Source organism: Achromobacter deleyi (assembly GCF_902859705.1).
Taxonomy (GTDB): domain Bacteria; phylum Pseudomonadota; class Gammaproteobacteria; order Burkholderiales; family Burkholderiaceae_B; genus Achromobacter; species Achromobacter deleyi.
The window spans coordinates 92,691-117,740 of sequence record NZ_CADIJO010000016.1 but is presented as its reverse complement, the minus strand read 5'-3'; the positions used below and the strand labels follow the sequence as shown (position 1 = coordinate 117,740).

Annotated in this window: 28 protein-coding genes and 3 tRNA genes; 13 read left to right on the top strand and 18 right to left on the bottom strand. The window is 65.7% G+C overall.

Features of this window, described 5'->3' with window-relative positions; all coding sequences use genetic code 11:
• Window positions 1–23: 23 nt before the first annotated feature.
• Together HV798_RS21690 and HV798_RS21685 are read left to right on the top strand one after the other, a co-directional pair.
• Window positions 24–1,130 (top strand): porin, encoded by a 1,107-nt coding sequence (locus HV798_RS21690; RefSeq protein WP_175190822.1) that lies wholly within the window; start codon window positions 24–26, stop codon window positions 1,128–1,130.
• A gap of 86 nt (window positions 1,131–1,216) precedes the next feature.
• On the top strand, window positions 1,217–2,092 hold the full coding sequence (locus HV798_RS21685) for a cytochrome c oxidase assembly protein (RefSeq protein WP_175190823.1): 876 nt from the start codon (window positions 1,217–1,219) through the stop codon (window positions 2,090–2,092).
• 70 nt (window positions 2,093–2,162) lie between these two features.
• Here HV798_RS21685 and galU read toward each other — a convergent pair whose 3' ends face one another.
• Window positions 2,163–3,014 (bottom strand): UTP--glucose-1-phosphate uridylyltransferase GalU, encoded by an 852-nt coding sequence (galU, locus tag HV798_RS21680; RefSeq protein ID WP_175190824.1) that lies wholly within the window; start codon window positions 3,012–3,014, stop codon window positions 2,163–2,165.
• 57 nt (window positions 3,015–3,071) lie between these two features.
• Here galU and HV798_RS21675 point away from each other — a divergent pair, with 57 nt between their 5' ends.
• The gene (locus HV798_RS21675; RefSeq protein ID WP_175190825.1) at window positions 3,072–4,595 is read left to right on the top strand and encodes a M48 family metalloprotease; all 1,524 of its coding nucleotides are present in this window, start codon (window positions 3,072–3,074) and stop codon (window positions 4,593–4,595) included.
• 41 nt (window positions 4,596–4,636) lie between these two features.
• Here the strand turns inward: HV798_RS21675 and HV798_RS21670 are convergent, their stop codons facing one another.
• The 4 genes from HV798_RS21670 to HV798_RS21655 form a co-directional block, all read right to left on the bottom strand.
• The gene (locus HV798_RS21670; RefSeq protein ID WP_025136833.1) at window positions 4,637–5,737 is read right to left on the bottom strand and encodes a YheT family hydrolase; all 1,101 of its coding nucleotides are present in this window, start codon (window positions 5,735–5,737) and stop codon (window positions 4,637–4,639) included.
• 14 nt (window positions 5,738–5,751) lie between these two features.
• On the bottom strand, window positions 5,752–6,174 hold the full coding sequence (locus HV798_RS21665) for a YybH family protein (protein ID WP_175190826.1): 423 nt from the start codon (window positions 6,172–6,174) through the stop codon (window positions 5,752–5,754).
• A gap of 35 nt (window positions 6,175–6,209) precedes the next feature.
• The gene (locus HV798_RS21660; RefSeq protein WP_175190827.1) at window positions 6,210–6,428 is read right to left on the bottom strand and encodes a zinc-finger domain-containing protein; all 219 of its coding nucleotides are present in this window, start codon (window positions 6,426–6,428) and stop codon (window positions 6,210–6,212) included.
• A 77-nt stretch (window positions 6,429–6,505) separates the two neighbouring features.
• Window positions 6,506–7,426: a branched-chain amino acid transaminase gene (locus HV798_RS21655; RefSeq protein WP_025136836.1), complete on the bottom strand. Its 921-nt coding sequence runs from the start codon at window positions 7,424–7,426 to the stop codon at window positions 6,506–6,508.
• Between the two features lie 183 nt (window positions 7,427–7,609).
• Between HV798_RS21655 and HV798_RS21650 the strand changes: the two genes are divergently transcribed.
• The 3 genes from HV798_RS21650 to HV798_RS21640 all read left to right on the top strand — a co-directional run bounded on the left by HV798_RS21650 (window position 7,610) and on the right by HV798_RS21640 (window position 10,569).
• Window positions 7,610–8,359: an AzlC family ABC transporter permease gene (locus HV798_RS21650; RefSeq protein ID WP_025136837.1), complete on the top strand. Its 750-nt coding sequence runs from the start codon at window positions 7,610–7,612 to the stop codon at window positions 8,357–8,359.
• A complete protein-coding gene (locus HV798_RS21645; RefSeq protein WP_025136838.1) occupies window positions 8,356–8,691 on the top strand; it encodes an AzlD domain-containing protein in 336 nt (111 codons plus the stop codon). The genes HV798_RS21650 and HV798_RS21645 overlap by 4 nt, the downstream gene beginning before the upstream one ends.
• Window positions 8,692–9,072: 381 nt before the next feature.
• Window positions 9,073–10,569 carry a DEAD/DEAH box helicase gene (locus tag HV798_RS21640; protein WP_175190828.1) on the top strand — a complete coding sequence of 499 codons (1,497 nt, stop codon included), beginning with the start codon at window positions 9,073–9,075 and terminating at the stop codon, window positions 10,567–10,569.
• Window positions 10,570–10,661: 92 nt separating this feature from the next.
• Here the strand turns inward: HV798_RS21640 and HV798_RS21635 are convergent, their stop codons facing one another.
• Window positions 10,662–11,045 carry a thioredoxin family protein gene (locus HV798_RS21635; protein ID WP_025136840.1) on the bottom strand — a complete coding sequence of 128 codons (384 nt, stop codon included), beginning with the start codon at window positions 11,043–11,045 and terminating at the stop codon, window positions 10,662–10,664.
• A 63-nt stretch (window positions 11,046–11,108) separates the two neighbouring features.
• Between HV798_RS21635 and HV798_RS21630 the strand changes: the two genes are divergently transcribed.
• The 3 genes from HV798_RS21630 to HV798_RS21620 all read left to right on the top strand — a co-directional run bounded on the left by HV798_RS21630 (window position 11,109) and on the right by HV798_RS21620 (window position 13,795).
• Window positions 11,109–11,912 carry an EI24 domain-containing protein gene (locus HV798_RS21630; RefSeq protein ID WP_175190829.1) on the top strand — a complete coding sequence of 268 codons (804 nt, stop codon included), beginning with the start codon at window positions 11,109–11,111 and terminating at the stop codon, window positions 11,910–11,912.
• A 46-nt stretch (window positions 11,913–11,958) separates the two neighbouring features.
• Complete coding sequence (locus HV798_RS21625; protein WP_025136842.1) at window positions 11,959–12,771, top strand: competence/damage-inducible protein A; 813 nt, start codon at window positions 11,959–11,961, stop codon at window positions 12,769–12,771.
• Window positions 12,772–12,931: 160 nt separating this feature from the next.
• Window positions 12,932–13,795, top strand: a complete 864-nt coding sequence (locus HV798_RS21620; protein ID WP_175190830.1) for an IclR family transcriptional regulator — start codon at window positions 12,932–12,934, stop codon at window positions 13,793–13,795.
• A 123-nt stretch (window positions 13,796–13,918) separates the two neighbouring features.
• On the opposite strand, the gene HV798_RS21615 is transcribed toward HV798_RS21620, so the two are convergent.
• Window positions 13,919–14,896, bottom strand: coding sequence for a tripartite tricarboxylate transporter substrate binding protein BugD (locus HV798_RS21615; protein WP_175190831.1), 978 nt, complete (start codon window positions 14,894–14,896; stop codon window positions 13,919–13,921).
• Between the two features lie 383 nt (window positions 14,897–15,279).
• Here HV798_RS21615 and phaP point away from each other — a divergent pair, with 383 nt between their 5' ends.
• A complete protein-coding gene (gene phaP / locus HV798_RS21610; protein WP_175190832.1) occupies window positions 15,280–15,858 on the top strand; it encodes a TIGR01841 family phasin in 579 nt (192 codons plus the stop codon).
• Between the two features lie 121 nt (window positions 15,859–15,979).
• Here phaP and HV798_RS21605 read toward each other — a convergent pair whose 3' ends face one another.
• The 5 genes from HV798_RS21605 to HV798_RS21585 form a co-directional block, all read right to left on the bottom strand.
• Window positions 15,980–17,023: a quinone-dependent dihydroorotate dehydrogenase gene (locus HV798_RS21605; protein WP_175190833.1), complete on the bottom strand. Its 1,044-nt coding sequence runs from the start codon at window positions 17,021–17,023 to the stop codon at window positions 15,980–15,982.
• A 52-nt stretch (window positions 17,024–17,075) separates the two neighbouring features.
• The gene (locus HV798_RS21600) at window positions 17,076–17,831 is read right to left on the bottom strand and encodes an arginyltransferase (protein ID WP_175190834.1); all 756 of its coding nucleotides are present in this window, start codon (window positions 17,829–17,831) and stop codon (window positions 17,076–17,078) included.
• Window positions 17,832–17,909: 78 nt separating this feature from the next.
• Window positions 17,910–18,692: a leucyl/phenylalanyl-tRNA--protein transferase gene (gene aat, locus HV798_RS21595; protein WP_175190835.1), complete on the bottom strand. Its 783-nt coding sequence runs from the start codon at window positions 18,690–18,692 to the stop codon at window positions 17,910–17,912.
• Window positions 18,689–19,270 carry an NUDIX hydrolase gene (locus tag HV798_RS21590; protein WP_006393199.1) on the bottom strand — a complete coding sequence of 194 codons (582 nt, stop codon included), beginning with the start codon at window positions 19,268–19,270 and terminating at the stop codon, window positions 18,689–18,691. The genes aat and HV798_RS21590 overlap by 4 nt, the downstream gene beginning before the upstream one ends.
• A 10-nt stretch (window positions 19,271–19,280) precedes the next feature.
• Entirely contained in the window at window positions 19,281–20,213 is a 933-nt protein-coding gene (locus HV798_RS21585) for a LysR family transcriptional regulator (protein WP_175190836.1), read from the bottom strand.
• A gap of 134 nt (window positions 20,214–20,347) precedes the next feature.
• Here HV798_RS21585 and HV798_RS21580 point away from each other — a divergent pair, with 134 nt between their 5' ends.
• Together HV798_RS21580 and HV798_RS21575 are read left to right on the top strand one after the other, a co-directional pair.
• Window positions 20,348–20,749 carry a DoxX family protein gene (locus HV798_RS21580; protein WP_175191110.1) on the top strand — a complete coding sequence of 134 codons (402 nt, stop codon included), beginning with the start codon at window positions 20,348–20,350 and terminating at the stop codon, window positions 20,747–20,749.
• A 102-nt stretch (window positions 20,750–20,851) separates the two neighbouring features.
• Complete coding sequence (locus HV798_RS21575; RefSeq protein WP_025136850.1) at window positions 20,852–21,304, top strand: nuclear transport factor 2 family protein; 453 nt, start codon at window positions 20,852–20,854, stop codon at window positions 21,302–21,304.
• A 35-nt stretch (window positions 21,305–21,339) separates the two neighbouring features.
• Here the strand turns inward: HV798_RS21575 and HV798_RS21570 are convergent, their stop codons facing one another.
• The 5 genes from HV798_RS21570 to HV798_RS21550 all read right to left on the bottom strand — a co-directional run bounded on the left by HV798_RS21570 (window position 21,340) and on the right by HV798_RS21550 (window position 22,879).
• Window positions 21,340–21,963 (bottom strand): DUF2946 family protein, encoded by a 624-nt coding sequence (locus HV798_RS21570; protein ID WP_175190837.1) that lies wholly within the window; start codon window positions 21,961–21,963, stop codon window positions 21,340–21,342.
• Window positions 21,964–21,965: 2 nt separating this feature from the next.
• Window positions 21,966–22,280 carry a hypothetical protein gene (locus HV798_RS21565; protein WP_232786518.1) on the bottom strand — a complete coding sequence of 105 codons (315 nt, stop codon included), beginning with the start codon at window positions 22,278–22,280 and terminating at the stop codon, window positions 21,966–21,968.
• A 133-nt stretch (window positions 22,281–22,413) separates the two neighbouring features.
• A tRNA-Cys gene (locus tag HV798_RS21560) sits at window positions 22,414–22,487 on the bottom strand.
• A gap of 54 nt (window positions 22,488–22,541) precedes the next feature.
• Window positions 22,542–22,617 (bottom strand) — tRNA-Gly (locus HV798_RS21555).
• Between the two features lie 186 nt (window positions 22,618–22,803).
• Window positions 22,804–22,879, bottom strand: a tRNA-Gly gene (locus HV798_RS21550).
• A 188-nt stretch (window positions 22,880–23,067) separates the two neighbouring features.
• Between HV798_RS21550 and HV798_RS21545 the strand changes: the two genes are divergently transcribed.
• Complete coding sequence (locus HV798_RS21545; protein WP_175190838.1) at window positions 23,068–23,547, top strand: carboxymuconolactone decarboxylase family protein; 480 nt, start codon at window positions 23,068–23,070, stop codon at window positions 23,545–23,547.
• A 63-nt stretch (window positions 23,548–23,610) separates the two neighbouring features.
• On the opposite strand, the gene pdxR is transcribed toward HV798_RS21545, so the two are convergent.
• Complete coding sequence (gene pdxR / locus HV798_RS21540) at window positions 23,611–25,026, bottom strand: MocR-like pyridoxine biosynthesis transcription factor PdxR (protein ID WP_175190839.1); 1,416 nt, start codon at window positions 25,024–25,026, stop codon at window positions 23,611–23,613.
• Between the last annotated feature and the right edge of the window lie 24 nt (window positions 25,027–25,050).

Below are 25,050 nucleotides of genomic sequence, written 5' to 3'. Positions count from 1 at the left end.
CGCCGCGCACTCAGGAGATAGCTATGAAAATCACGACTGTTGCCAAGACGCTGATGGCGGGCGCGGCAGGGTTTCCCTTGATGGCGTACGCGGGGGGCGATGGCCCCGGCGTACAGCTGTATGGCGTGGTCGATGCGGGCATCGCCACCACGCACACGTCGGGCCAGGGCAGCCACAGCGGCCTGCTCAATGGCGGACTGACCGATTCCCTCTGGGGCCTGCGCGGCAGCGAAGACCTGGGCGACGGCTGGAGCACGCGCTTCCAGCTGGAAAGCGGCTTCGACCCATCCAGCGGCAAGCGCGCCGACGACGACCGCCTGTTCAACTATGGCGCCTGGGTCGGGCTGGCACACGAGGCCTATGGCGATCTGCGCCTGGGCCGCCAGTACACCGTCGGCAAGACCTACGGCAATGCGCTGGAACTCGCTTCCTGGAAGGAAATGGGCATGGGCGCCACCTTCAAGGCGTCCGACAACTACCAGTTCAGCAACCTGGTCAATTACTACACGCCGACCTGGCAGGGTTTCCAGGCGGGCATCGGCTATTCGTTCGACGCCGACGGCCGCGACCGCTTCCAGACCGCCGCCAACAACCGGGCGATCAGCCTGGGCCTGAAGTACGAGGACGGTCCGCTTCTGGCGGTTGCGACCTGGGACCAGATGCGCCTGGCCGAACCGCCGGCCGGCAACAGCGGGCGGCCCCAGGCCGTGCAGCTGGGCGCGTCCTACGACTTCGAGGTCGTCAAGGTATCGCTGGCCTGGTCGCGCCAGCGCAATGGCTATGTCGGCCTGGACGGCGGCGATCCCGACAACCTGGGCCAGAACCTGGGGCCGGCGGCGTTCGCGCGCGGCGGCACGGTCAACGCCTGGCTGCTGGGCGCCAGCGTGCCGGTCGGGCATGGCGCCGTGGTGGTGCAGTGGTCGCTGGCCAACCCCGACTGGAAATGGGACGACGGCGCGAAGGCGCGCAACGCGCAGCTGGTGACGCTGGGATACACCTACGACCTGTCGCCGCGCACCACGCTCTATGCGTTCGCCGGCTACACGTCCAACTACACCCTGGATAACCAGTTCGATCCGGGCCATTCCCACACGTCGCGTTTTGGCACGGGGATTTCGCACCGCTTCTGAGCCGGACGGGGGCCGCCCGGGTCTACTACAATCGACCCGGTTGCGCGTTTTAGGCCCAGGCGGCTCCCCCCGCCGGCAATTTCCGGATGACACGCATGGACAGTCTCGAATGGCTCATACCCTGGGAGTTCTCTCCCACGCTGGTGGCCTCCTTCCTGGTGGCCATCGTGCTGTTCGTGCGCGGTCAACGCGTCCACCACGTCTCGGCTGCACGGCGCGTGCTGTTCTGGGCGGGCATGGTGCTGCTGTACCTGTCCATGCACACTCGCCTGGACTACTACGCCGAGCGCATGTTCTTCATCCACCGCATCCAGCACCTGGTGTTGCACCACCTGGGGCCGTTGCTGGTCATGGCGGCGTTTCCCGGACAGGTCATGCGGGCAGGGCTGCCGATGTCCTGGCGCCTGCGGTTGCGTGATTTCCTGCGCACGGGCGCGGGCCGCGCCACCGTCACGGTGCTGACCCACAAGATTTTCGTGCCGACCCTGTTCGTGTTCCTGGTGCTGGTCTGGCTGATTCCGTCGGTGCAGTTCTATTCCATGCTCGACTGGCGCCTGTACCGCGTGATGAACTGGTCCGTGGTGATCAGCGGCTTCATGTACTGGAACCTGATCCTGGACCGCCGCCCCAGTCCGCCTGCCGCGATGACGCCGGGCGGCCGCGTCATTTCTCCCATCCTGACCATGCTGCCGCAGATGGTGGCGGGGGCGGTCATCGCCTTCACGGAAAGCGATATCTATCCCTTGTTCGAATTGTGCGGCCGTGCGATTGCGATGTCCGCGCAAACCGACCAGACCATCGGCGGCCTGACCATGTGGATACCGGCCGCGCTGGTCGAAGTGATCGGCCTGATGGTCGCGTTGGGCACGCTGATGCGCCTGTCGTCCAAGGGACGCCTGCGCAAGGCTGATCGCGATGCCATGGCGAAGGCCCGGGCCCGCGCCCGCGCGGCATCCGTCTAGAGCCTGGCCGCGGGGCTGTCCAGAAGTCTTTGCGGGAAATCGCGCCGCGGCGCTTGCCGCGGCAGCCGGATCAATCCGTCAGCAGGCCGTGGTACTTGCGGCCCAGCGCCACCGTGGCCTGGAACATGCCCGCTTTGTTGCCGCAGTCGTAGCGCGTGCCTTCGTAGCGGTGCGCATACACGGCGCGTTCGCGCATCATCGAGGCGATGCCGTCGGTCAGCTGGATTTCGTTGCCGGCGCCCATCTTGGTCGAGCGCAGGTGGTCGAAGATGGCGGCTTCGAGTACGTAGCGGCCCACCACCGCCAACGTCGAGGGCGCGGCCTCGGGGTCGGGCTTTTCCACGATGTGGGTCACACGCTCGGTGCGGCCGTCGGCGCGCGTGTCGCTTTCCTTGGTGGCGACAATACCGTATTTGCGAGTGTCTATTCGCGGCACGTCCTGAACGCCCAGCACGCTGGCGTTCTGGGCGATGGCGACGTCCACCAGTTGTTTGAGTGCGGGAGTATCGGCATCGATCAGGTCGTCGGCCAGCAGCACGGCGAAGGGCTCGTCGCCGACAGCGGGAGCGGCTGACAGCACGGCGTGGCCCAGACCCAGTGGCGCTGATTGACGGATATAGAGGCAATTGACGTGGGCAGGTAGAATGCCCCGCACCATGGCCAGAAGCTCGTGCTTGCCTTTGCTTTCGAGGTCGGACTCGAGCTCGGGGGCGGAATCGAAATGGTCTTCGATGGCGCGTTTGTTGCGCCCGGTGACGAAGATAAGGTCTGTAATGCCCGCAGCCACGGCTTCTTCGACGGCGTATTGAATCAGCGGCTTGTCGACCACGGGCAGCATTTCCTTGGGCATCGCCTTGGTGGCGGGCAGGAAACGCGTGCCCATGCCGGCGACGGGGAAAACGGCTTTACGGACGGGACGCATTGAAACCTCTTAGGGGGTAACGATGAAACATTTTAAGCGCATCGCTATCATAGGCTTATGAACCGCAGGAAAATGCCATCCATTTGCTCGATTGCGCAACGGGGCGCGATCGCTGGAATCTGCCTCGCCCTGGTCGCGCCCACCTTGCCGGTGGCCGCCTGGGCCCAGCCCGTGGGCCTGCCCACCATGGGCGCCGCGTCCGCCGCGGATCTATCGCCCATGCTCGAGCGCAGCCTGGGCGAAGCCATCATGTCGCAAGGCCGGCGCGATCCCACCTACATCGACGACCCCGAACTCAGTCAGTACCTCACCAGCATGGGGCGCAAGCTGGCGTCCTTTTCGCCGGGGGCGGTGCCCGACGTCGAAATGTTCGGCGTGCGCGATCCCGAGATCAACGCGTTCGCCATGCCGGGCGGCTTCATCGGCGTCAATACCGGGCTGATCGTGTCTTCGGGCAGCGAGTCCGAACTGGCGGCGGTGCTGGCGCACGAAATCGGCCACGTGGTGCAGCGGCACATCGCCCGCGGCATGACGCAGCAGAACCAGAACAGCATGGTCATGCTGGCCAGCCTGGCCGGCGCGCTGCTGGCCGCGCTGGCTGGCGGCGGGGGCAACCTGGCCATGGGCGTGGCCGCCTTCGGCCAGGCTGCGGCCATCAACCGCCAGCTGGGTTTTTCACGCGATGCCGAACGCGAGGCCGACCGGGCGGGCTTCACCATGCTGACCAAGGCCGGCTTCGATGCCCAGGGCATGGCGCAGATGTTCTCGCGCCTGATGAACGCCTCGCGACTGAACGAAGGCGCGGGCGGCGGCTCGTGGGCCAGCACCCACCCGCTGTCCATCGAGCGTATGTCCGATGTGCAGAACCGCGTGCGCTCGCTGCCGCCGTCGCGCCATGTCGACAGCGACGACTTCTGGTACGTGCGCGCCAAGATGCGCGTTGTACAGGGGCGCGACGCGGTCAGCCTGCGCTCGGCGACCCAGCAATTGCAGGACGAGGCCCAGGCCCTGTCCGGCGTGCGCCGCTCGGCCGCCTACTACGGGCTGTCGTTGCAGGCCTTCCAGCGCAACAGTCTGGACGACGCCGAGCGCTTCCTGGGACAGGCCTCGGCCGATGGCCGCGATTCGCCCCAGATGGCCAAGCTGGCCGTCGACATCGCCCTGGCCCGCAAGGATTACCGGCGCGCCCAGGACCTGGCCCAGGCCGCCATCCGGCGCTGGCCCGAGCAGCGGGCGCTGGGGCTGGCTTATGCCACGGCTTTGCAAAGCAATGGCCGCCATGCCGAGGCGCAGGAGTACCTGCGCGCCAAGATCAAGCAGTGGGGGTCTGACGAACCCAGCCTCTATCAGATGCTGGCGCAAAGCGAAGAGCGCACCGGCAAGCCGGTGCAGGCGCGCCGCGACCTGGCCCGCTACTACGTCATGACCGGCGCGTTCGCTGCGGCCGAGTCGCAGCTGCAGCAGGCGCGCGGCATGTCGACCGACTTCTACGAGCAGTCGCAGATCGACGTGCAGATCAAGGAAGTGAAAGACAAGCTGGCTGAAGAACGCCAGCTGCTGGAACGTTTCAAGTCGGGTTGATCGGGGCGCACGGCGCCGGCATGGCGCCAGCGCCTGTGGCCTTACAGCCCGGTCTCGAAGAAGCGGCCCAGCCGCTGCGGCAGCCAGCCCAGGTGCGCGGGGAACGCGCCCGTCGGAAAGCCGGCATGGCCGCCATCGGTGGGCTGGTGCAGCAGGATGCTGGACGAGCATTCGTCCGGCTTGGGCAGGGCGCTGGCCGGAATGAACGGATCGTTCAGCGCATTGAGCACCAGCGTCGGCACGGAAATCTGCGGCAGCCACGGCTTGCTGGACGCGCGCGTCCAATAATCCAGTGCATTGCGGAACCCGTGCATCGGCGCGGTGTAGGCGTCATCGAAATCACGCAGGTCGCGCGCATGGGCAATGCGCATGACGTCGATGGCGCCAGGGTAGCGGTGGGCCTTTTCCAGCACCTTGTGCTTGAGCGTCTTGAGGAAATGGCCCGTGTACACCTTGCGGTTGAAGAACCCGGTGGACAGCGTCTTGCCGCAGGCCACCAGATCCAGCGGCACCGAAACCCCCGCGCAGGCGGTCAGCCAGGCGGTGTCTTCGTGGTGCTCACCCAGGTATTTCAGCAGCGCATTGCCGCCCAGCGACACGCCCACGGCGTGCCAGCGCGCGTGCGGAATGCGGTCGCGCACCGTCTTGAGCAGGAAGCCGACTTCGGCGGAGTCGCCGGAGTAATAGGCCCGCGCCAGCCGGTTGGGCACGCCGGAGCAGCCGCGAAAGTGCGCGATGACGACAATCCAGCCGCGTGCGCGAAAGTGATGCGCGATGGACTGCGCGTAGCGGCTGTTGCTGCCGCCTTCCAAACCGTGGAACAGCAGCAGGGCCGGGGTGTCGGCCGTTTGCGGCAGGGATTTCCAGTCGGCGTCGGTCATCCAGCGGGCAGCGGCGGTCTTGCCGTTGGCCACGGGCAACTGGCCGCTGACCGGCGCGCCATCGGCGGCCTTGTGCGGGAACAGGCCGGGGCCGGTCCAGTCGAAATCGACGAAATCGGTGTCGGGCGTTTCAACGCGGTCGCGCACGAAGGCAATACGGTGGTACTGCGCGAACAGCGCGGCGTAGACCGTCTGGGCATCGCCTCCGGGCAGCCAGGAGGGAACAGGGCAGGGCGTTGAATCGAAACGAGCAGCAGCCAACAAATCCACCCGCCTCAGTGCAGCATGTCGGGTACGTCGTGCAAATCGAGCACCCCGGCTTCCGTGGGCGCCGACGAGGCATGGTGCATGACCATGCGCCATCCGGTGGGACCCTTGTGGTAGATGTTGGTGGCGTAGCAGTTGGCGAACTGCGTGCCTTCCCGCGTGCGCACGGCGACCTGCTCGACCAGCACGTGCACCGCGCACATCATGCTCAGCATGACCAGCGGGCGCAGCGGGCGGATGTGCAGGGGGCCATTGGCCAGCACATGCTGCCAGGACTCGTGCACCGCCGAGTGACCCACGATGCGCAGGCCCCCCGGGTGGATGCAGACGACTTCCTCGTCGTCCGCCCACACTTGCATCAGGCGGACGGAGTCCCCCTGCTCAAGGGCTTCGTAGAACGCGTGTTCTGCTTCTTCGGGCGTGGCGAACATGATGGCGGGAATGGTTTGGCGGTTGCGGCGAAGGCTCAGTGGTGGCCGTGCAGCACGGTGCCGGGCTTGAGCCGGTATTCCGCGCCACAGTAGGCACAGCGCGCCGAGCCGTTGCGAGCGACGTCCAGGAAGACGCGCGGGTGCATGCTCCACAGCGGGGCCTTGGGACCCGGACAGAAGACGGGCAGGTCTTCGGCGCCGACTTCGATGACTTCGTGGGGGTGCGGGACGGCGGCCGGGGCAGCAGCGGTCATGGAATTTCCTGAATAAAAATACCGGTGATCGGTAGGTTGGGGCAGTAATGCCGCCCTGGCGGGCAGGGCGGCGCGAATCAGACTTTGCTCAGCCAGTGATGGTACTTCGGGTTGCGGCCATTCACCATGTCAAAAAACGCTTTCTGGAGCTTCTCGGTGATGGGACCGCGCCGGCCCGAGCCGATCTGGCGGTTGTCGACCTCGCGGATCGGCGTGACTTCGGCAGCGGTGCCGGTGAAGAACGCTTCGTCGGCAATGTAGACGTCGTCGCGGGTCAGGCGTTTGGTAACAATGCGCAAGCCGAAGTCGGCGGCCAGCGCGTGGATGGTCGAGCGGGTGATGCCGGTCAGGGCCGAGGCGATCTCGGGCTCGCAGAGCACGCCGTCCTTGACGATGAACAGGTTCTCGCCGGAGCCTTCGGCCACGAAGCCTTCGGTGTCCAGCAGCAGGGCTTCGTCGTAGCCGTCCTGCAGGGCTTCGGTGTTGGCGAGGATCGAGTTGGCGTAGGTGGTGGCCACCTTGGCGCGCGGCATCGTCACGTTGACGTGCTGGCGGGCGAACGACGACACCTTGACCCGGATGCCCTGAGACAGCGCTTCTTCGCCCAGGTAGGCGCCCCAGGGCCAGGCGGCGATCGCCACGTGCACCTTGGCACCCTTGGGCGACACGCCCATTTTTTCGGGGCCGTAGAACACCAGCGGACGCAGGTAGGCGGATTCGAGCTTGTTTTCGCGCACCACCATCCGCTGGGCTTCGTTGATCGTGTCGCGATCGAAGGGCATCGGGATCTGGTAGATGTGCGCCGAATTGAAGAGCCGGTTGGTGTGGTCTTCAAGGCGGAAGATCGCCGTGCCGATCTCGGCATGGTAGGCGCGCACGCCTTCGAAGACCGACAGGCCGTAGTGCAGGGAGTGTGTCAGGACGTGCGTGGTCGCGTCGCGCCAGGGCACGAGTTTGCCGTCATACCAGATGAAGCCATCGCGGTCAGCCATCGACATGGTCTGCTCCCCTCTCAATGTGAGGGCCGTATTGTATCAAGCGGCGAGGTTACAATAGGCCCCTATTCGCGCACCGGCGTGGTGCCTTCGGGCCGCCGCGGCCCCGGCGGGCGAGCAGGTTGTCGTGAGTTTCCTTCCATAGAGTTCCCATGTCGTCCTGTCCGAATACCCAGGGGCCTGCCGTTGTCCTCTGAGTCCGCGTTTCCCGAAACCGAAGACCCGCGGGTGGTCCGCCAGGAGCGCGTCGCCGCGTTCCGGGCCGGGGTGCACGCCATCGTGCCGGCCCTGATCGCCACCGCGACCTGGGGCCTGGTGACCGGCGTGGCCATGGTCAAGTCCGGCCTCACCGAGTCCATGGCGCTGGCCATGACCCTGCTGCTGTACGCCGGCTCGGCCCAGCTCACGTCCCTGCCCCTGATCGCCACCGGCGCGCCGCTCTGGCTGATCTTCGCCGCGGGCTGCGTGGTGAACCTGCGCTTCCTGATCTTCGGCGCGGCGTTGCAACCCTATTTCCGCCACCTGTCCTGGCCCAAGCGTCTGGGGTTGGGGTACTTCACCACGGACATGGGTTTCGTGCTGTTCATGCCCCGTTTTGGTGATGCGGCCGAGCGCGGCACCCGTGAGCAGCTCTGGTATTTCATCGGCGCCATCGCCCCCGGCTGGCTCGTCTGGCAGTCTTCGTCCATTGTCGGCATCTACCTGGGCACCATGGTGCCGGCCGGCTGGTCGCTGGACTTCGCGGCGGTGCTGGCCCTGTTGGCCATCACGGTGCCGCTGGCCAATTCCAAGCCCATGCTGGTCTCGATGCTGGCGGCCGGCGTGGTTGCCTGGACCGGCCAGGTGCTGCCGCTGCGCCTGGGTCTGGCGGCGGCGGTCATTGCCGGCGTCGTGGCCGGCATGTGGGCCGAACGCTTCTTCAAGGCGCGCGCATGACCCTCTGGCCGTCCGAGATCTACGTCTATTCCGCCATTCTGCTGCTGGCGCTGTGCAGCGTGCTGACGCGCGCCGGCTTCATGCTGTTTGGCGACTACATTCCTTTGCCCGACGGTGTGCGCCGGGCCCTGCGCTATGCGCCGGCCGCCGCGCTGACCGCCATCGTGGTGCCGGACCTGCTGCCCTGGAAGGCCGGGCTAGGTCCGATTTTCGACTACAAGCTGGTGGCCGGCATCGTGGCCATCCTGGTGTTCCTGCGCACCCGCAGCGCGGTGCTGGTCATCGTCGTCGGCATGGTGGTCCTGTGGGGGCTGCGCTGGCTGGCGGGCTGACGGCCGCCGATTGCACAGGGTGTGTCCACCTGCTGGACACATGTGACGCGCGCCAGGGCTGCCTGGGCGGGCTGGCGGGGCATTCGCGGGGCCTTCCTGACACGCGCTTGCGCGTGTGGTAGGCCGGCTGCGCTAAAATCAACTTATCCACAGCAATCCGGGCCTGGTACTGCCCCTCATAAGTATCGAAACCAGAATGCGCCACCTGGCCTGCAAGGCAGGGTGCAGATTGCCCGCGACGCGCCCGCGCGTCAGGGTGGTTTGCACGTGGCCGCGCGAGCGTGGCGCGCGTTCCGGTTGTCCTGATGCGTATGCATGTGCAGTGCTCGCAGCACTCTCGTTTTGTTCTTTTTCACTGGTCCCGGTATCTGCCAAACCCTGATGACTGAATCCACTCAATCCGCAGCACCCACCGCCGCAGCGCCCGCGCCTACGCCCACGTTCTCCGACTTCGGGCTGCATCCCCTGCTGTTGCAATCCATCGCCGAAACCGGCTACACCACGCCCACCCCGATCCAGGCGCAAGCCATTCCCGTCGTGGTCGAAGGGCGCGACGTCATGGGCGCCGCCCAGACCGGCACCGGCAAGACCGCCGCGTTCACGTTGCCCATCCTGCATCGCCTGATGCCGCTGGCCAACACCAGCGCCTCGCCCGCGCGGCACCCGGTGCGCGCACTGATCCTCACGCCCACGCGCGAATTGGCGGACCAGGTCTACGAAAGCGTCAAGCGCTACAGCAAGCAGACGCCCCTGCGCTCGGCCGTGGTGTTCGGCGGTGTCGACATCGGTCCGCAAAAAGAAGCGCTGCGCCGCGGTTGCGAAGTGCTGGTCGCCACGCCGGGCCGCCTGCTCGATCACGTCGAACAGAAGAATGTGAACCTCAGCCAGGTCGGCATCCTGGTGCTGGACGAAGCCGACCGCATGCTCGACATGGGCTTCCTGCCCGACCTGGAACGCATCATCCGCCTGCTGCCCGCGCAGCGCCAAGGCCTGTTGTTCTCGGCCACGTTCAGCAACGAAATCCGCAAGCTCGGCCGTTCGTACCTGAACCACCCCGTTGAAATCGAAGTCGCGGCGCGCAACGCCACGGCCACCACCATCACGCAGATCGCCTACAAGATGGCGGGCGACAAGAAGCGCGCCGCGGTGGTGCACCTGGTGAAGTCGCGCGGCCTGAAGCAGGTCATCGTGTTCTCGAACACCAAGATCGGCACGGCGCGCCTGGCCCGCGAACTCGAACGCGACGGCGTCAAGGCCGAATCCATCCACGGCGACAAGACCCAGGCCGACCGCATGAAGGCGCTGGAAGCCTTCAAGGCCGGCGAACTCGAAGTCCTGGTCGCCACCGACGTGGCCGCTCGCGGCCTGGATGTGGCCGGCGTGCCTTGCGTCATCAACTACGACCTGCCGTACAACGCCGAAGACTACGTGCACCGCATCGGCCGTACCGGCCGCGCGGGCGCCTCGGGCGAAGCCATTGCCCTGTTCACGCCCGACGAAGAGCGTTTCCTGCTCGACATCGAAAAGCTGATCAAGCGCGAAGTGCCGCGCGGCACGCTGGACGTGCCGGCCGATCTGGTGGCCCGCAGCCATGGCCGCGGTGAAGATCGCGAGCGCGGTTCTTCCTCGCGTGAAGGTCGTGGTGAGGGTCGCGAGAGCCGCGAAGGCGGCCGCGAGCGTGGCCGTTCGTCCGACCGCCGTTCGGGTGGGGGCTACGGTTCCAATTCGTCGCGCCAGCCGGTGGACGATTTCTTCCTCAAGCCCTACGAACCCTCGGCCGCGCCGGCCCCGGAACAAGAGCAGGCCCCGCGCCAAAATGGCAATTCGTCCGCGCCCAAGCGCCAGATCGCCGTGTTGCTGGGCGGTAGCCGAAAGTGAAGTGAGCAGGGCGCATGCGGTATGCGCCCGATGCCCCAAAGAGAAAGCGCCCTGGCCGGGCGCTTTTTGTTTGCAGGTCGTTCGCTGATGAATCAGGCCGCGAGCAGCCGGGGCAGGTCGGGCAGGTCCGATGTCACTGCCGGGCTGTCTTCGTTCAGGCTTTCCAGCAGGCGCTCCAGGTGGCCGATATGCGGCAGCATGGGGCCATAAAACACCACGCGCCCCTGGATCTGGACCATCAGGGTAGGGAAATTTTCGACGTCGACTTCGCCCAGCAATTCGGCATGGTCTTCGATGTCGATCCAGGCGAATACATGCTGGCGCAGGGTGCCGGAAAGCGTGCGCAGCTTGGGCCGGTATTCGCCGCAGGTATCGCACCAGGCGGCGCAGAAACAGGCAATCAGCCACGACTGCGGCGAGGCCGCCAGTTGGGCGCGCAGGGCGGTCAGATCGGAACCAGGTACCAGGAGTGTCATACGAGCGAAGGCAAGCGTGTTTGACTATCATACCCGGGATGCCCACCTTATATTTGCCATGCCATGACCGCCTTGCGCACTGATCCCCAAGCCCCCGGCGCCGGCCGTTTTTCCGGGCCCGCGGGCAGCGTGGCGCAAGCCTTCAAGCGCGCGCTGGTTTCGCAATGCCACCCGTCGATGCTGTTCGCGGTGCTGCTGCCTTTCCTGATTGCGCTGGTCGGCGCCTTCCTCTTGCTCTGGCTGTTCTGGACGCCCCTGACCGACTGGTTGCGTGTCGAGGCTTCGCACTGGGACTTCGTCAACCGCACCGACGAATGGCTCGTGGCGATGGGGCTGTTTTCGCTCAAGATCTACCTGATCCCGGTGATCGCGGCCGCCATCCTGCTGCCGGTGTCCGGCATCCTGGGCCTGGCCATCGCGGCCGTATTCGTCATGCCGCTGGTATTGCGCCATGTCGGCCAGCGCGAATACGCCGGCCTGGGGCGGCAGGGCAAGTTTTCCACTGCCGTCAGCGTCTGGAACGCGGTCTGGGTGTCGGCGGCGTTCGCCGCCGGCTGGCTGCTCACCTTGCCCCTGTGGCTCGTGCCGCCCATGGCCGTGGTGCTGTCGGTGTTCTGGTGGGCCTTTGCGTTCTCGCGCATGATGCGCCTGGACGCCATCGTTGAACACGCCAGTCCCGCCGAACGCAAGATCATCCTCAAGCGCAACAATGGCGGCTTCTGGGTCATCGGCCTGATCTGCTCGCTTCTGAACCTGCTGCCGCCCGCCTGGATCATCCTGCCGGTGTTTTCGGCGCTGGTCTATGCGCACTACGGACTGGACGCCGTGCAGCGCCTGCGCCAGGAACGCACGATCGACGTCGACTGACGCTCCTGCCTTTCCCTCATTCAACCGCCTCAATCTGGAACCGGACATGGCTGCAGAATCTGCCTCCCGCCGCATCGGCCTCATCATCGTCGGCGACGAAATCCTGTCGGGCCGCCGCCAGGACAAGCATTTCTCCAAGGTCGTCGAACTGCTCGCCGCGCGTGGCATGCAACTGAGCTGGGCGGAATTCCTGCCCGACGAGCGCGATACGCTGGTGGCCGCCTACCGCCGCAGCTTTGCCACCGGCGACGTGGTGTTCTCGTGCGGCGGCATCGGCGGCACGCCCGACGACCACACCCGCCAGGCGGCGGCCGCGGCGCTGGACCTGCCGCTGGCGCTGCACCCCGAGGCCGAGCAGGCCATCGCCCTGCGCACCGCCGAGATGGCGGCCAAGGGGCAGGGCACGGCCGACATGAGCGCCCCCGAAAATCAGCAGCGCCTGCAGATGGGCGTCTTTCCGCAGGGTTGCGAGATCGTTCCCAACCCCTACAACCGTATCCCGGGCTTCTTCATCCGCGACCACACGTTCGTGCCGGGGTTTCCGGTCATGGCCTGGCCGATGCTCGAATGGACGCTCGATACGCGCTATCGTGCATTGCAGCATGTGCGCCAGCACGCCGAGCATTCCTTCCTGGTGTTCAGCATGCCCGAATCGCGCATCACCCCGGCCATGCAAACGGTCGAAACCCGCTGGCCGGGCGTGCGCGCCTTCAGCCTGCCCAGCGTCGGCGAAGCCGGTGGCACCCCGCATATCGACCTGGGCGTCAAGGGCGAACCCGGGGCGGCCGCCGAGGCGTTGGAGTTCCTGCGGGGCGAAGTGCTGCGCCTGGGCGGCAAGCTGGCGCCGCCTGCCAACTGAAGCCGGATACGATCAAAACGGGGGGCGTCCCCGTTTTGATGGATAAAAAAGCGGTTGCCAAATCTTCCCGCAAATTTCACAATACGGGAAAGAACTGTTTGCTGCGTTGCCGCAAGACTGGTCTCTTTCGGTGGCGCCGCACGAGCCCCTTTCCCTTCCTATGTCCCGTCTTCCCACCACCCGCAATGCCCTGGACGCCGAGGCCGATGGCGCGTCGTCCCATCCGATCGCCATCCAGGTCATCGAGCGCGCCATGCGCCTGCTCGACGCGCTGGCCGCGCAACCCGAACCCGTCACGCTCAAGGAACTGTCCGCGACCACGGGGCTGCACGCCTCGACCGCGCACCGCATCCTGAACGACCTGGTCGTCGGCCGCTACGTCGAAAGGGTGGACAACGGCCTGTATCAACTGGGCATGCGGCTGCTGGAACTGGGTTCTCTGGTCAAGGGTCGGCTCAATGTGCGCGAGGCTGCCATTTCGGCCATGCGTTCGCTGCACAAGCTGACCGGCCAGACCATCAACCTGTCGGTGCAGCAGGGCGACGAAATCGTCTATATCGACCGCGCCTGGAGCGAGCGCTCCGGCATGCAGGTGGTGCGGGCCATCGGCGGACGCGCACCGCTGCATCTCACGTCCACCGGCAAACTGTTCCTGTCCACCGGCGATACCCGCCAGGTGCGTGCCTACGCGCTGCGCACGGGTCTGGCCGGCCACACCCGCAACAGCCTGACCGATCTCGATCGCCTTGAACGCGAACTCGCGCTGGTGCGGCGCCACGGCTATGCGCGCGACAACGAAGAACTCGAACTGGGCGTGCGCTGCATCGCCGCCGGCATCTTCGACGATACCGGCAAGCTGGTGGCGGGCCTGTCGATCTCGGCACCCGCCGAGCGGCTGCAGGACGATTGGATCAAGGCCCTGGTGGATACCGCCGCCAGCATTTCCGAAGCGCTGGGCTACGAGCCTTCCGTTTCCAGTGGCTTCAACGGGCTGGGACTGGCGGCCGAAGCCATGCGGTCCTGATCACTTGGCGCCCCGTGAATGAAAAAAGCCCCGCAAGGGGCTTTTTCACTACCGGCGCAAGCCGGACGGGGCGCCTGCCGGACACGCCCGCCGTGGCGGACGTGTCCGGCAGGCGCGCCCGCGTTATTGCTGTTCGACGCCAGCTTTCTTGAACAGCTCGGCCCACTGCGGCACCTGCTGCTTCACCTTGGCATCCAGCGCCTGGGGATTGGCGTCGGCGGTCAGGACCGTGGCGCCCAGCTGCTTCATGCGTTCCTGGAATTTCGGGTCGGCCAGGCCGGCCTGCAGGCTCTTGATGAGCTTGTCCACCACCGGCTTGGGCGTGCCCTTCGGCACCCACATGCCATGCCAGATACCGACTTCGAAGCCCTTGAAGCCGGACTCGTCCATGGTCGGCAGCTTCGGCAGGGTGGGCACGCGCTGCAGGCTGGTGACGGCGTAGGCCTTGACCTTGCCGCTGTCGATCTGCTGCGTGGTGTTGGTGGTCTGGTCGCACAGCAGGTCCACCTGCTTGCCCAGCAGGTCGTTCATGGCCGGCGCCGTGCCCTTGTAGGGAATGGTCAAGAGTTGCACGCCCAGGGCTTCGACCAGCATGGTGCCGCACAGGTGGCTGGCGGCGCCGATGCCGGCGTTGGCGAGCGAAACCTTGTCCTTGTTCTTTTTGACGTACTCGGCCAGTTCCTGGATGGTGTTGGGCGGGAAGTCCGAACGCGCAATGATGGTCATGGGCACATCGACCACCAGGCCGATAGGCTCGAAGCTCTTGTAGGGGTCGTACCCCGGATTCTTGTACAGGGACGGCGCGGTCGAGAAGCCGGCGTGCATCAGCAGCACGGAATAACCGTCCGGCTGGGCCCGCGCCACTTGTGTCGTGCCGATGGTGCCGCCCGCACCGCCCTTGTTTTCGACCACGACGGTCTGGCCCAAGGAGTGACGCATGGCTTCTGCCAGCGAACGCGCAACGTTGTCCGTCGGACCGCCGGCGGCGAAAGGCACCACCATATTGATGGGGCGTTCCGGGAATTCCGCGTGGGCGGCGCCGGCCGCGAGCATGGCGCTGGCCGCGAGCAGGGCCGAAAGCGTGCGGGGGATGAAGGTCATGAAGTCTCCGATTGCAGGGTTTTGCTTGCTGCGATGTGTTTTTGATCGCTGACTTATCGTTTGTGTTTGTCTGTCATCAGCGTGCAAGCAGTGTAGAAAAGAATTGATACGCCGTCATGTCCGGTATTTCCCGAATCATGGGAAATCCTTGCGCGCGATCAAACGCGCGCAGGGGCGTGCACTGTTAAAGTGCAAATAGTTGTTGCGTTGCACCAATATTGCTTGACAGGTTTTTTTTGGCCCGTAGAATGTGAATTGTGCAGTGCATCAAACGGGCCGGCGGTAGCTTGTAGTACCAGTTTCCGCGCACGTTGTTAATTTCGTCGCAGACACCATCCTTACCTGCCGGAAAGCCTCCGGCTACCCCTAAAAGGAGCAATTCTATGAGCGCTATCCCGCAACAAGTCCTGGACCGTCAAAAAGCCAGCATCAACACCTTCGTGGCCGCCCAGTCGGCTGTGTTCGCCGGTTTCGAAAAGCTGGTCGAGCTGAACCTGAAGGTCGTGCGCGCCACCCTGGACGAAGTCGCCCAGAAATCGCAACAAGCCACCGAAGTGAAGGACCCGCAAGAAGCCGCGGCGTTCGCCTCCGGCCTGCTGCAACCGGGCGCCGAAAAGGCCCTGGCGTACACCAAGCACGTGTATGACATCGTTGCCGGCGTGCAAGGCAACCTGGTCAAGCTGACCGAAGAACAAATCGCCGAAGGCCAACAGCAACTGACCGACGCCGTCGAGCAGTTCTCCAAGAACGCCCCCACGGGTTCGGAAAGCGCCGTTGCCCTGATCAAGTCGTCGTTGGCCACCGCCAACAGCGCCTACGATTCGCTGACCAAGGCCGCCAAGCAGGCCGCCGAAGTCGCCGAGTCCAACCTGAATGCCGCCGCGAACGCGACCTTCAAGGCTGCGACGGATGCCGCCGACGCCGCCACCAAGGTTGCCAGCCGCAGCCGCCGCAGCGCCTAAGTATTTGGCGCGCAGTGCTGCGCAAATCGCAGTTATGTAGTACTGTTGAGTGACAGAGCAGAGCTGGAATTAGGGCCACCCTTCGGGTGGCCTCTTTTTTTGCCTGCGTTTTGGCTTGCGCTCAGGGGCGCGCGACCGCGCGCACGCATTCGCCCACCAGGGCGGGGCCGCGGTAGATCAGGCCCGTATACAGTTGCACCGCATCGGCGCCGGCCTGCATTTTCTCTTGGGCCTGGCGGCCCGACAGTACGCCGCCCACGCCGATGATCGCCAGGCTGTCGCCCAGGCGTTCCTTCAGGCGGCGGATCACCGCCAACGACAATTCATGCACCGGTGCGCCCGACAGGCCGCCGGCCTCGTCGGCATGTGCCATGCCCGTGACGGCCTCGCGCGACAGCGTCGTGTTGGTGGCGATCACGCCGTCGATACCGTGGCGCGGCAGGGCATCGGCGATGGCGTCGATCTGCTCGGTCGTCAGGTCCGGGGCGATCTTCACGGCCATCGGCACGCGGCGCTGGTGCTGGTCTTCCAGCGCCCGGCGCTTGTCCGCCAGCAGCGCCAGCAGGGCCGACAGCTCGTCGCCGCCTTGCAGCGCGCGCAGGTTCTTGGTGTTGGGCGACGAGATGTTCACCGTCACGTAGTCGGCATGCGGGTACACGCCCGCCAGGCCGATCAGGTAGTCGTCCGCCGCGCGTTCGATCGGGGTGTCGGCGTTCTTGCCGATGTTCAGCCCCAGGATGCCGCCTTGTTTGCGCCACTGGCTGCGCTGCACATTGGCCAGAAAGGCATCCAGGCCCTGGTTGTTGAAGCCCAGACGGTTGATCAGCGCATTGGCGCGCGGCAGCCGGAACATGCGCGGCTTGGGATTGCCGGGTTGCGCGCGCGGGGTCACCGTGCCCACTTCCACGAAGCCGAATCCCAGGTTGCCCAGCGCGTCGATATACGCGCCGTTCTTGTCCAGCCCGGCGGCCAGGCCGATCGGGTTGGCCAGCTGCATGCCCATCAGGGTGCAGGGCGCCTTGGGCTGCGCGTGCAGCAGCTTGCGGGTGGCGCCGCAATCGTAGGCCCGTTGCAGTCCCGACAGGGTGACTTCGTGGGCGGTTTCCGCGTCCATGGCGAACAGCGCCGGGCGGGCCAGGGGGTAGGCGTGGAAGAGGATCGACATGGAGCGGGATTGTAAAGCGTCTTTGGCTGCCCCTGGCGCCGTCCGGCCGCCGTCAGGCCGGATCGGTGGGCGGCGGCGCGGCGGGCGTGGGGGCTTCGCGCCAGCTGCCGTCGATCAGGTACTGGGCCGGGTGGAAGCTGGCCTTGTACGACATCTTGCGGCTGTCTTCGATCCAGTAGCCCAGGTACAGCCACGGCAGGTTCAGCGTGCGGCATTGTTCGATCTGCCACAGGATGCTGTAGGTGCCCAGGCTGCCCGGCACGTCGGGGTCGTAGAAGGTGTAGACGGACGACAGGCCGTCATCCAGCACGTCGATGATGGACACCATCATCAGGATGCCGCCCGGGTCGCGGAATTCGACCAGGCGCGTATTGACGCGGCTGGTCAGCAGGAATTGCGCGTACTGGGTGCGGCTGTCTTCGTCCATGCCGCCGCCGGGGTGGCGGCCCTGCTGGTAGCGCGTGTACAGACGGTAGTGTTCAGGCGACCAGGCCAGTTCCGCCACGAACGATTGCAGGTTGCGGTGATCGCGCCATGCGCGCCGCTGGCTGCGGTTGGGGGCGAAGCCGGCGGTGTCGACCCGCACCGGCACACAGGCGTGGCAATTGTCGCAATGCGGGCGGTAGGTGAACAGGCCGCTGCGGCGAAAGCCCTGTTCCACCAGCTGGGAATACGTGCCGGCGTTGATCAGGTGGCCGGGCGCGGCGACCTGCGACCGTGCCTGGCGCCCTGGCAGGTAGCTGCAAGGGTAGGGGGCGGTCGCGTAGAACTGCAGCGTGGAGAAGGGTAATTCTTTAAGCTGGCTCATCTGGGGTCCCGGCGTGCGGCGCCAAGTCCGTGACGGGATGGGTACATATTAACGCTTAACCCGCAGACCCATGTGGCCTCAGGCGCCGGCTGCGGGATAGTCCGGGGCCGCGCCCGGGCGCGCCAGGGGGATCAGCCGGCCGGCGCTGTCCAGGCGGCCGGGCGCCCAGGCGATGGCAGGGCCGGCGGTCGCGGCGCGCACATGCGCCAGGAAGCGCGAACGCGGCACGGGCTTGGCGCCCAGGCTGGCCAGGTGGCGGGTCTGCTGCTGGCAATCGATCCACTGCACGCCCTGGGCCGTCACATAGCGCACCAGGTAGGCCAGCGCGATCTTTGACGCATTGGGCACGCGCGTGAACATCGATTCGCCGAAGAACATTCGGCCCAGGCTGATGCCATACAGGCCGCCGGCCAATTCGCCGTCGATCCAGGTCTCGATGCTGTGGACATAGCCGGCTTCGTGCCAGGCGCGATAGGCCTGGCGCATGGCGCCGGTGATCCAGGTGCCCGGCTGGCCGTCACGCGGCGCGGCGCATGCCGCCATCACGTCGGCAAACGCCGTGTCGACCCGTACTTCGATGCGCGGGGTCGGGGCGATTTCCTGGCTGGCGACCTGGCGCAGCAGCTTGCGCAGCGAGTGCGAAGGGGCGAAATCCTTGCACGCCAGCACCATGCGCGGATTCGGGCTCCACCACAGAATGGGCTCGCCTTCGGAATACCAGGGGAAGATGCCGTTGGAATAGGCCTGGATCAGCCGGTCGGTGGTCAGGTCGGCGCCGGCGGCGAGCAGGCCGTCCGGATCCGTCAGCGCGAATTCGGCCGGCGGAAACGGCGTGTCTGCAGCAAGCCAGGGCAGCTTCAACGGTGCGATTCGAGGGTGTAGTGGTGAGGGCCGAACGTGCCGCGCTTGCGGTCCTCGAAATAGCGCTGCAGCGTGGTGGCCACGGTGCGAAACGCCAGGTCGTCCCAGGGAATGTCGGCCTCGTCGTAGAAGCGGGCTTCCAGGCTTTCCGGGCCGGGATCCAGCTCGGGGCCCAGCACCTCGGCCAGGTAGAAGACGTGCACTTGCTCGATCTGCGGCACGTCGATGATGGTGTAGATCTCGCCCAGCCGGATGCGCGCGCCGGATTCTTCCAGCGTTTCGCGGCCGGCGCCCTGTGCCGTGCTTTCGCCCAGTTCCATGAAGCCGGCCGGCAGCGTCCAGGTGTTGTAGCGCGGCTCGATGGCGCGGCGGCACAGCAGCACGCGGTTGTCCAGCACCGGCACCGTGCCCACCACCAGGCGGGGGTTCTGGTAATGGATGGCGCCGCAGTGGTCACAGATGTCGCGTTCGCGGTTGTCGCCCTCGGGCACCCGGCGGTTCACGGGCGAGCCGCATTGGCTGCAGAAATTCGCACGGCGGGGCGCGGGGAAGTATTCGAGGGGCGATTTGGCGGTCATGGGGTCGATTCTACCGGCTGCGGCGCCGGCTGGCGCGCCGGGCCGGGGGCGCCGGGGTCCGGCTGCCGAAGCGTTCTTCCAGGTGCTCGACGAACGAGCGCACCTTGGGCGACAGGAAGCGCCGGTGGGGGTACACGGCATACATGGAGATCGGGGTGTGGCCGTAATCCTGCAGCAGCGCCACCAGCCGGCCCGCACGCACATCGTCGCCCACCAGGAACTCCGGCTGCAGGATCACCCCGTGCCCGGCCAGCGCGGCGGTGCGCAGCACGTCGCCGTTGTTTGCCCGCAAGGCCGCATTGACCCGTACCAGGTGGGTGATGCCGTCTTTCTGGAAATGCCATTCGTTGCCCGTGCTGGCATAGGCATAGTGCAGGCAGCGGTGCTGCTTCAGGTCGTCGGGCGTCTGCGGCACGCCATGGCGTTCCAGGTACGTGGGCGCCGCGCACACCAGCAGCTGCTGCGCCGCCAACGGCCGCGCCACCAGCGACGAATCCTGCAGCGGTCCGATGCGCACCGCCACGTCGTAGCCATCTTCGACCAGGTCGACCACGCGGTCGTTCAGGTCCAGGTCGATCACCACGTCCGGATAGCGCAACAGGTATTCGGCGATGGCCGGGCCCAGGTGCAGGATGCCGAAGGACACTGGCGCGCTGACTCGCAGGCGGCCGCTGGGCGCCTGGCCTTCGGCCTGCAGCGACAGTTCCAGGTCGGCCACTTCCGCCAGTATCGGCCGCACCCGCTCATAGAAGGCGCGGCCCGCGTCGGTCATGCTGAGCTTGCGGGTGGTGCGGTTCAGCAGCCGCACGCCATATTTTTCTTCCAGGTAGGCAATTTGCCGCGTGACCACGGAACGGGCCTGGCCCATCTTGTCCGCGGCGGCCGCGAAAGAGCCCAGTTCGACGACCCGGGCGTAGGTCTGCATCGCGGTGTGAGTGTCCATGGCGTGTCCGGTATTGTTACCAATCGGGGAACAATAAGTTGCGATTTTGCATGTTTATCTTTGTTTTTGGAATCGCAAGAATAGCGGCCATGAAGAATCTTCCCGTCCTGGGCGATTCGCTCACGGAGAGTGCAATGATCGATACCCGTACCGCGCCTTATGCCGCGCTTTTGCTCCGCATCGCGCTGGGCGTGATGTTCCTGGCCCATGGCCTGACCAAGCTGCTGGTGTTCACCCTGCCGGGCACCGCGCAGTTCTTTGCCAAGATCGGCTTTGCCGGCTGGCTGGCCTATCCGGTGACCTTCTTTGAAATCGGCGCCGGCGTCCTGTTGATCCTGGGCGTGGTGCCGCGCTGGATCGCCGTCATCGCCACCGTGCAGTTGTTCGTGGCGTCCACCGTCCACTTCGGCAATGGCTGGGGCTTCAGCAACCCGAACGGCGGTTGGGAATACCCGATCTTCCTGTCGGTCGCAGCCGCCGTGCTGGCGCTGCTGGGCGATGGCAAGTTCGCGTTGGTCAAGAGCGGCCGCGGCTGATCGTCTCGCGCATCAGTCTGTCTACCGGATTGGACGTCGCCCCCGGGGCGGCCGGCCCCTAGAATGGTCCGGCCGCCCCGGTATTTTTTATCTGGAGATTCCATGACGTTCATGAAGCGCGCCTTTGGCGCTGTCCTGATTGCCGCCGCTTTGTCACCCGTGGCCTATGCTTCGCCCGAGCAGGAAGCCGCGAATAAAGAGGCCGTGCTGGCCTTCTACGAAAAGGGCTTGAACCAGAAAGACGCGGATGCCGCCTTGAAATACGTGGGCGACCGCTATGTGCAGCACAACCCCAACGCGGCCGACGGCCCCGAAGGCTTTCGCAAATTCGTCGCCTTCCTGCGCGACAAATACCCGCAGTCCAAAAGCGAGATCAAGCGCGTCTTCACCGACGGCGACTACGTGATCCTGCACGTGCACGCGGTGCGCGAGCCGGGCTCGCGCGGCAACGCCATCATCGACATCTTCCGTCTGGAAAAAGGCAAGATCGTCGAGCATTGGGATGCGGTCCAGCCGATTCCCGAGCAATCGGCCAATACCAACGGCATGTTCTGAAGCGGCTCGCCGCGAGAGGCGTCTCGGCGCGTGCCTTATTCGCCGCGCTCCGGCTCGCCTGGCGCGGCCTGGTCGATGGGGTTCGCTTGAAAACCCAACGTGGCGGCCAGGTCGCGCTGATCGATCAGGCGCAGCGGCGCGGGGGGATAAGCGTCCGGCAGCGTGACGCCGATGGCATGCCCGGAATCCAGCGCGTCCAGCACATCCAGCAGCGGCGCGCCGTCCGGGGTTGTCAGCCGGTCCAGCAGCGCAGGCAGGTCGCGGTCCAGCACGATGCCCGGCCCCAGCGGGGTCATGGCATAGAGCTGGCCGCCGTCGTCCAGCCACCAGCCGCTGACGGTATCCACTGCGGCATCGGTGTGCGTCACCAGTGTGCGGCTGTCATCGCTCAATCGGAGCACGTACGGCGCCGCATCCAGCCGCAGGTACACGCGCTGCGGGCCGTTCTGGAAAAACCAGCGGCCGGCCTCGTCGTGTTCGTAATTGCGGTTGATGAAGCCCAGGATCTGCGCATTGGTGATGGACTCGCCCGGACCGCCTTGCGCGGCCTGGCCTTGCGGATGCAGGCGCCAGCGTCCGCGCGCGTCCAGCGACAGCCAGCCGAACACCGCCGGCACGTCGGGCCAGCGGGCGATGGCGTCTTTCACCGAAGGGTCCATGGTCAGGGGCGGATGATGATGGGGGGCGGGTTGATGACGATGGCGGGCGCTGGCATCGGCACTACGACCGGTTGCGGCGCGCCGTAGCCGTAACGGTAGTCGTCGCGGCACTTGCGCTTTTCGCGGTAGTCGCCATTGCGCTTCCATTTGCGCTCGACCTCACAGGCGCCGTCCCAATACTTCTCTTTGTACTCGCCGCGGCCATGCTTATGGCGGTGGTGGTGACGGTCGGAATCCGCCTCGGCCGCCAGGGGCGCCAGCGTCATCAACGTCGCGGCCGACAGCGCCAGCAGGGTGGAGGGGGCGCGTCGCAGCATAGGTTTTTTCTGATTGTGGGGCATGGCTTCGTCGTTCAATGAAAACGGCGTCACCTTAGCAACCAATCGATTGACCGGGCGTAGGGATGGGTAACGAGATGCAGGGGGAGGGGTATTGCAGGAGGGGGGGTACTGGAGGCGCAAGCCGGAATCGAACCGACGTACACGGATTTGCAATCCGCTGCATAACCACTCTGCCATTGCGCCAGTACTGCAAGAAAAAAGGAAGCTCGGTGTTGGCCGGTGCTTCCTTTTTGTATTTGGAGCGGGAGACGAGTCTCGAACTCGCGACCTCAACCTTGGCAAGGTTGCGCTCTACCAACTGAGCTACTCCCGCTTGGGTACTGCTGGGCTTGTTTTCAAGCCTTACTTCACTTGTCTTGGCGGGGCTTTCTAAAAAAGGCCGTGTCCACCAAAGACAGCGATTATACACAGTTTTCCGAATTGTGCCGATGCGTGAGCCGGAAACCGGATCTTCCAACAACGTCGCCGCCGAAATGAAAACGGCCTGCTGCGTAAGCGTTGGAGCGGGAGACGAGTCTCGAACTCGCGACCTCAACCTTGGCAAGGTTGCGCTCTACCAACTGAGCTACTCCCGCGCGGGGCACTGCGGTACTGCTTTGAAGAGGCAAGAGTATACATCAAATCCGCCAAGGGTCAACGAAGCGGGGGCGCATCATGGCCCAGCCCAAATTGCGCTTCTTGGCGCTTTCTCGCCAGGCGGTGGCATTGCACTATGTCGGTACGCGGTGTCGTCCGCAACCCATTGAAGAAAGGTACGAGTGAAATGAGCCAGCGTTTGAATTACTTCGAGGTGTCCGCCGAACTGTCCAAGCACTACCTGGATTTCAGCGCCTCCCTGAAAAAGAAGGCCGTCATCAAGGAATTCAATGACCTGGTGACCATCCGCGCCTCGCAGATCAATGGCTGCGGCTTCTGCCTGGACATGCACGTCAAGCAGGCCAAGATCGGCGGCGAGCGCGAACTGCGCCTGCACCATATCGCCATCTGGCGCGAGTCCAAATTGTTCAGCGCACGCGAGCGCGCCGCGCTGGAATGGACCGAAGCCCTGACCGTGCTGCATCCGCATGGCGTGTCCGATGCGGTCTACGAACAGGTCCGCAGCCAGTTGTCCGAAGCGGAAATCTCGGACCTGACCTTCCTGGTCGTGGGCATCAATGGCTGGAATCGCTTGAACGTCGCCTTCCGCACCGAGCCCGGCTCGGCGGATGCCGCATTCGGCCTGGACAAGGCCGGGTTGAACTGAGGCGCGGCGGGCGTTGGCCCGTATCGTGGTCTGCCAAGGCCTGCCCATCGGGGCAGGCCTTGTTCACATCAGCGCAAGAATCCTGCGGCCCAGCTGTTCGGCCCGTTCCTGCGATTCGATGTTGGTAAAGCTCATCAACAGTCCCGAGCCGCAGGGCGCGGCCGTCGACCAGCGCGACAGCGCGTGCGCATAGATGCCGTTCTCGACCATGCGGCGGGCCAGCGGGCGGTCGGTGTGGTGTCCCTTCATCCTGACCAGCAGATGCATGCCGCCCGGTTGCGGATTGATGGGCATGTCCGGACCGAACACCTTGGACAATCCCGCTGCCGTGGCCTCGCGGCGCTCGGAATACAGCCGCCGCATGCGCTGGATGTGCCGCGCGAAATGTCCCTCGGTCATGAACGCGCAGACCAGCGCCTGGGTCAGGCCGGGGATGCCATTGCCGAGCACGCGATTGACGTCCTCGAAACGCCTGATCTGCGTTTCGGGCACGACCAGGTACGCCAGGCGGATGCCGGGAAACATGACCTTGCTGAACGTGCCCGCGTACAGCACGCGGCCATGGCGATCCAGGCTTTTCAGCGCCGGTAGCGGCCGGCTGATGTAGCGGTATTCGCCGTCGTAGTCGTCTTCCACGATCCAGCGCTGGTTGCGTTCGGCCCACTCCAGCAGTGCCTGGCGCCGGGTCAGCGACAAGGTCACGCTCAGCGGGCTTTGGTGGGCCGGGGTCACCACCGCGGCACTGGCCTGTGGCGCTTGCTCGATGCCGCGCGAGACCATGATGCCCTCGGCGTCCACCTCGATAGGGGCCAGTTCCAGGCCGGCGTGGGTCAGCAGTTCGCGCGTGGGCGGGTAACCCGGATCTTCGACCCACACTTGCTGGCCCGGTTGCAGCAATGCCTGGATCACCAGGTTCAGGCTTTCGCGATAGCCGGACGTGATGAACACTTGCGAGGGCGTGCAATGGATGCCGCGCGCCACCTGCAGGTGGGCGGCGATGGCGGTACGCAGCGCGGGCAGCCCGTCGGCCGGCGGATATGACAGGTCGGCCGCCTGCGTGGCGCGCAGGTGGCGGGCGCCCAGCCGCGCCCAGATCTTGCGCGGAAATGCATCCAGCGCTGGCAGTCCCATCTGGAAGGGCAATACCGACGGCGGGTGGCGCCAGGTGTCGGGGTCCGGCTTGACCGGGGCGGGCGCTGGCTTGGTCACGGTTTGCGCCTGCAGTCCCGGCGTCACCACGGTGCCGGCCTGGCCACGCGGCTGCACATAGCCTTCGGCGTGCAGCAGTGAATAGGCCATCTCGATCGTGCCGCGGGCCACGCCCAGGTCCTTGGCCAGCGCTCGCGCCGACGGAATCCGGTCGCCCGGCTTCAGGGTGCCCTGGGCGATGGCCCCACGAAAGCGGTCGTAGATCTGGCGGTAGAGCGGTTCGTCGCTGGCGGCAGCGGGCGGAAGGCTGTCAATGGGAGACCGCGTCATGGCCTAGTCCAAAGTTCAATTTAT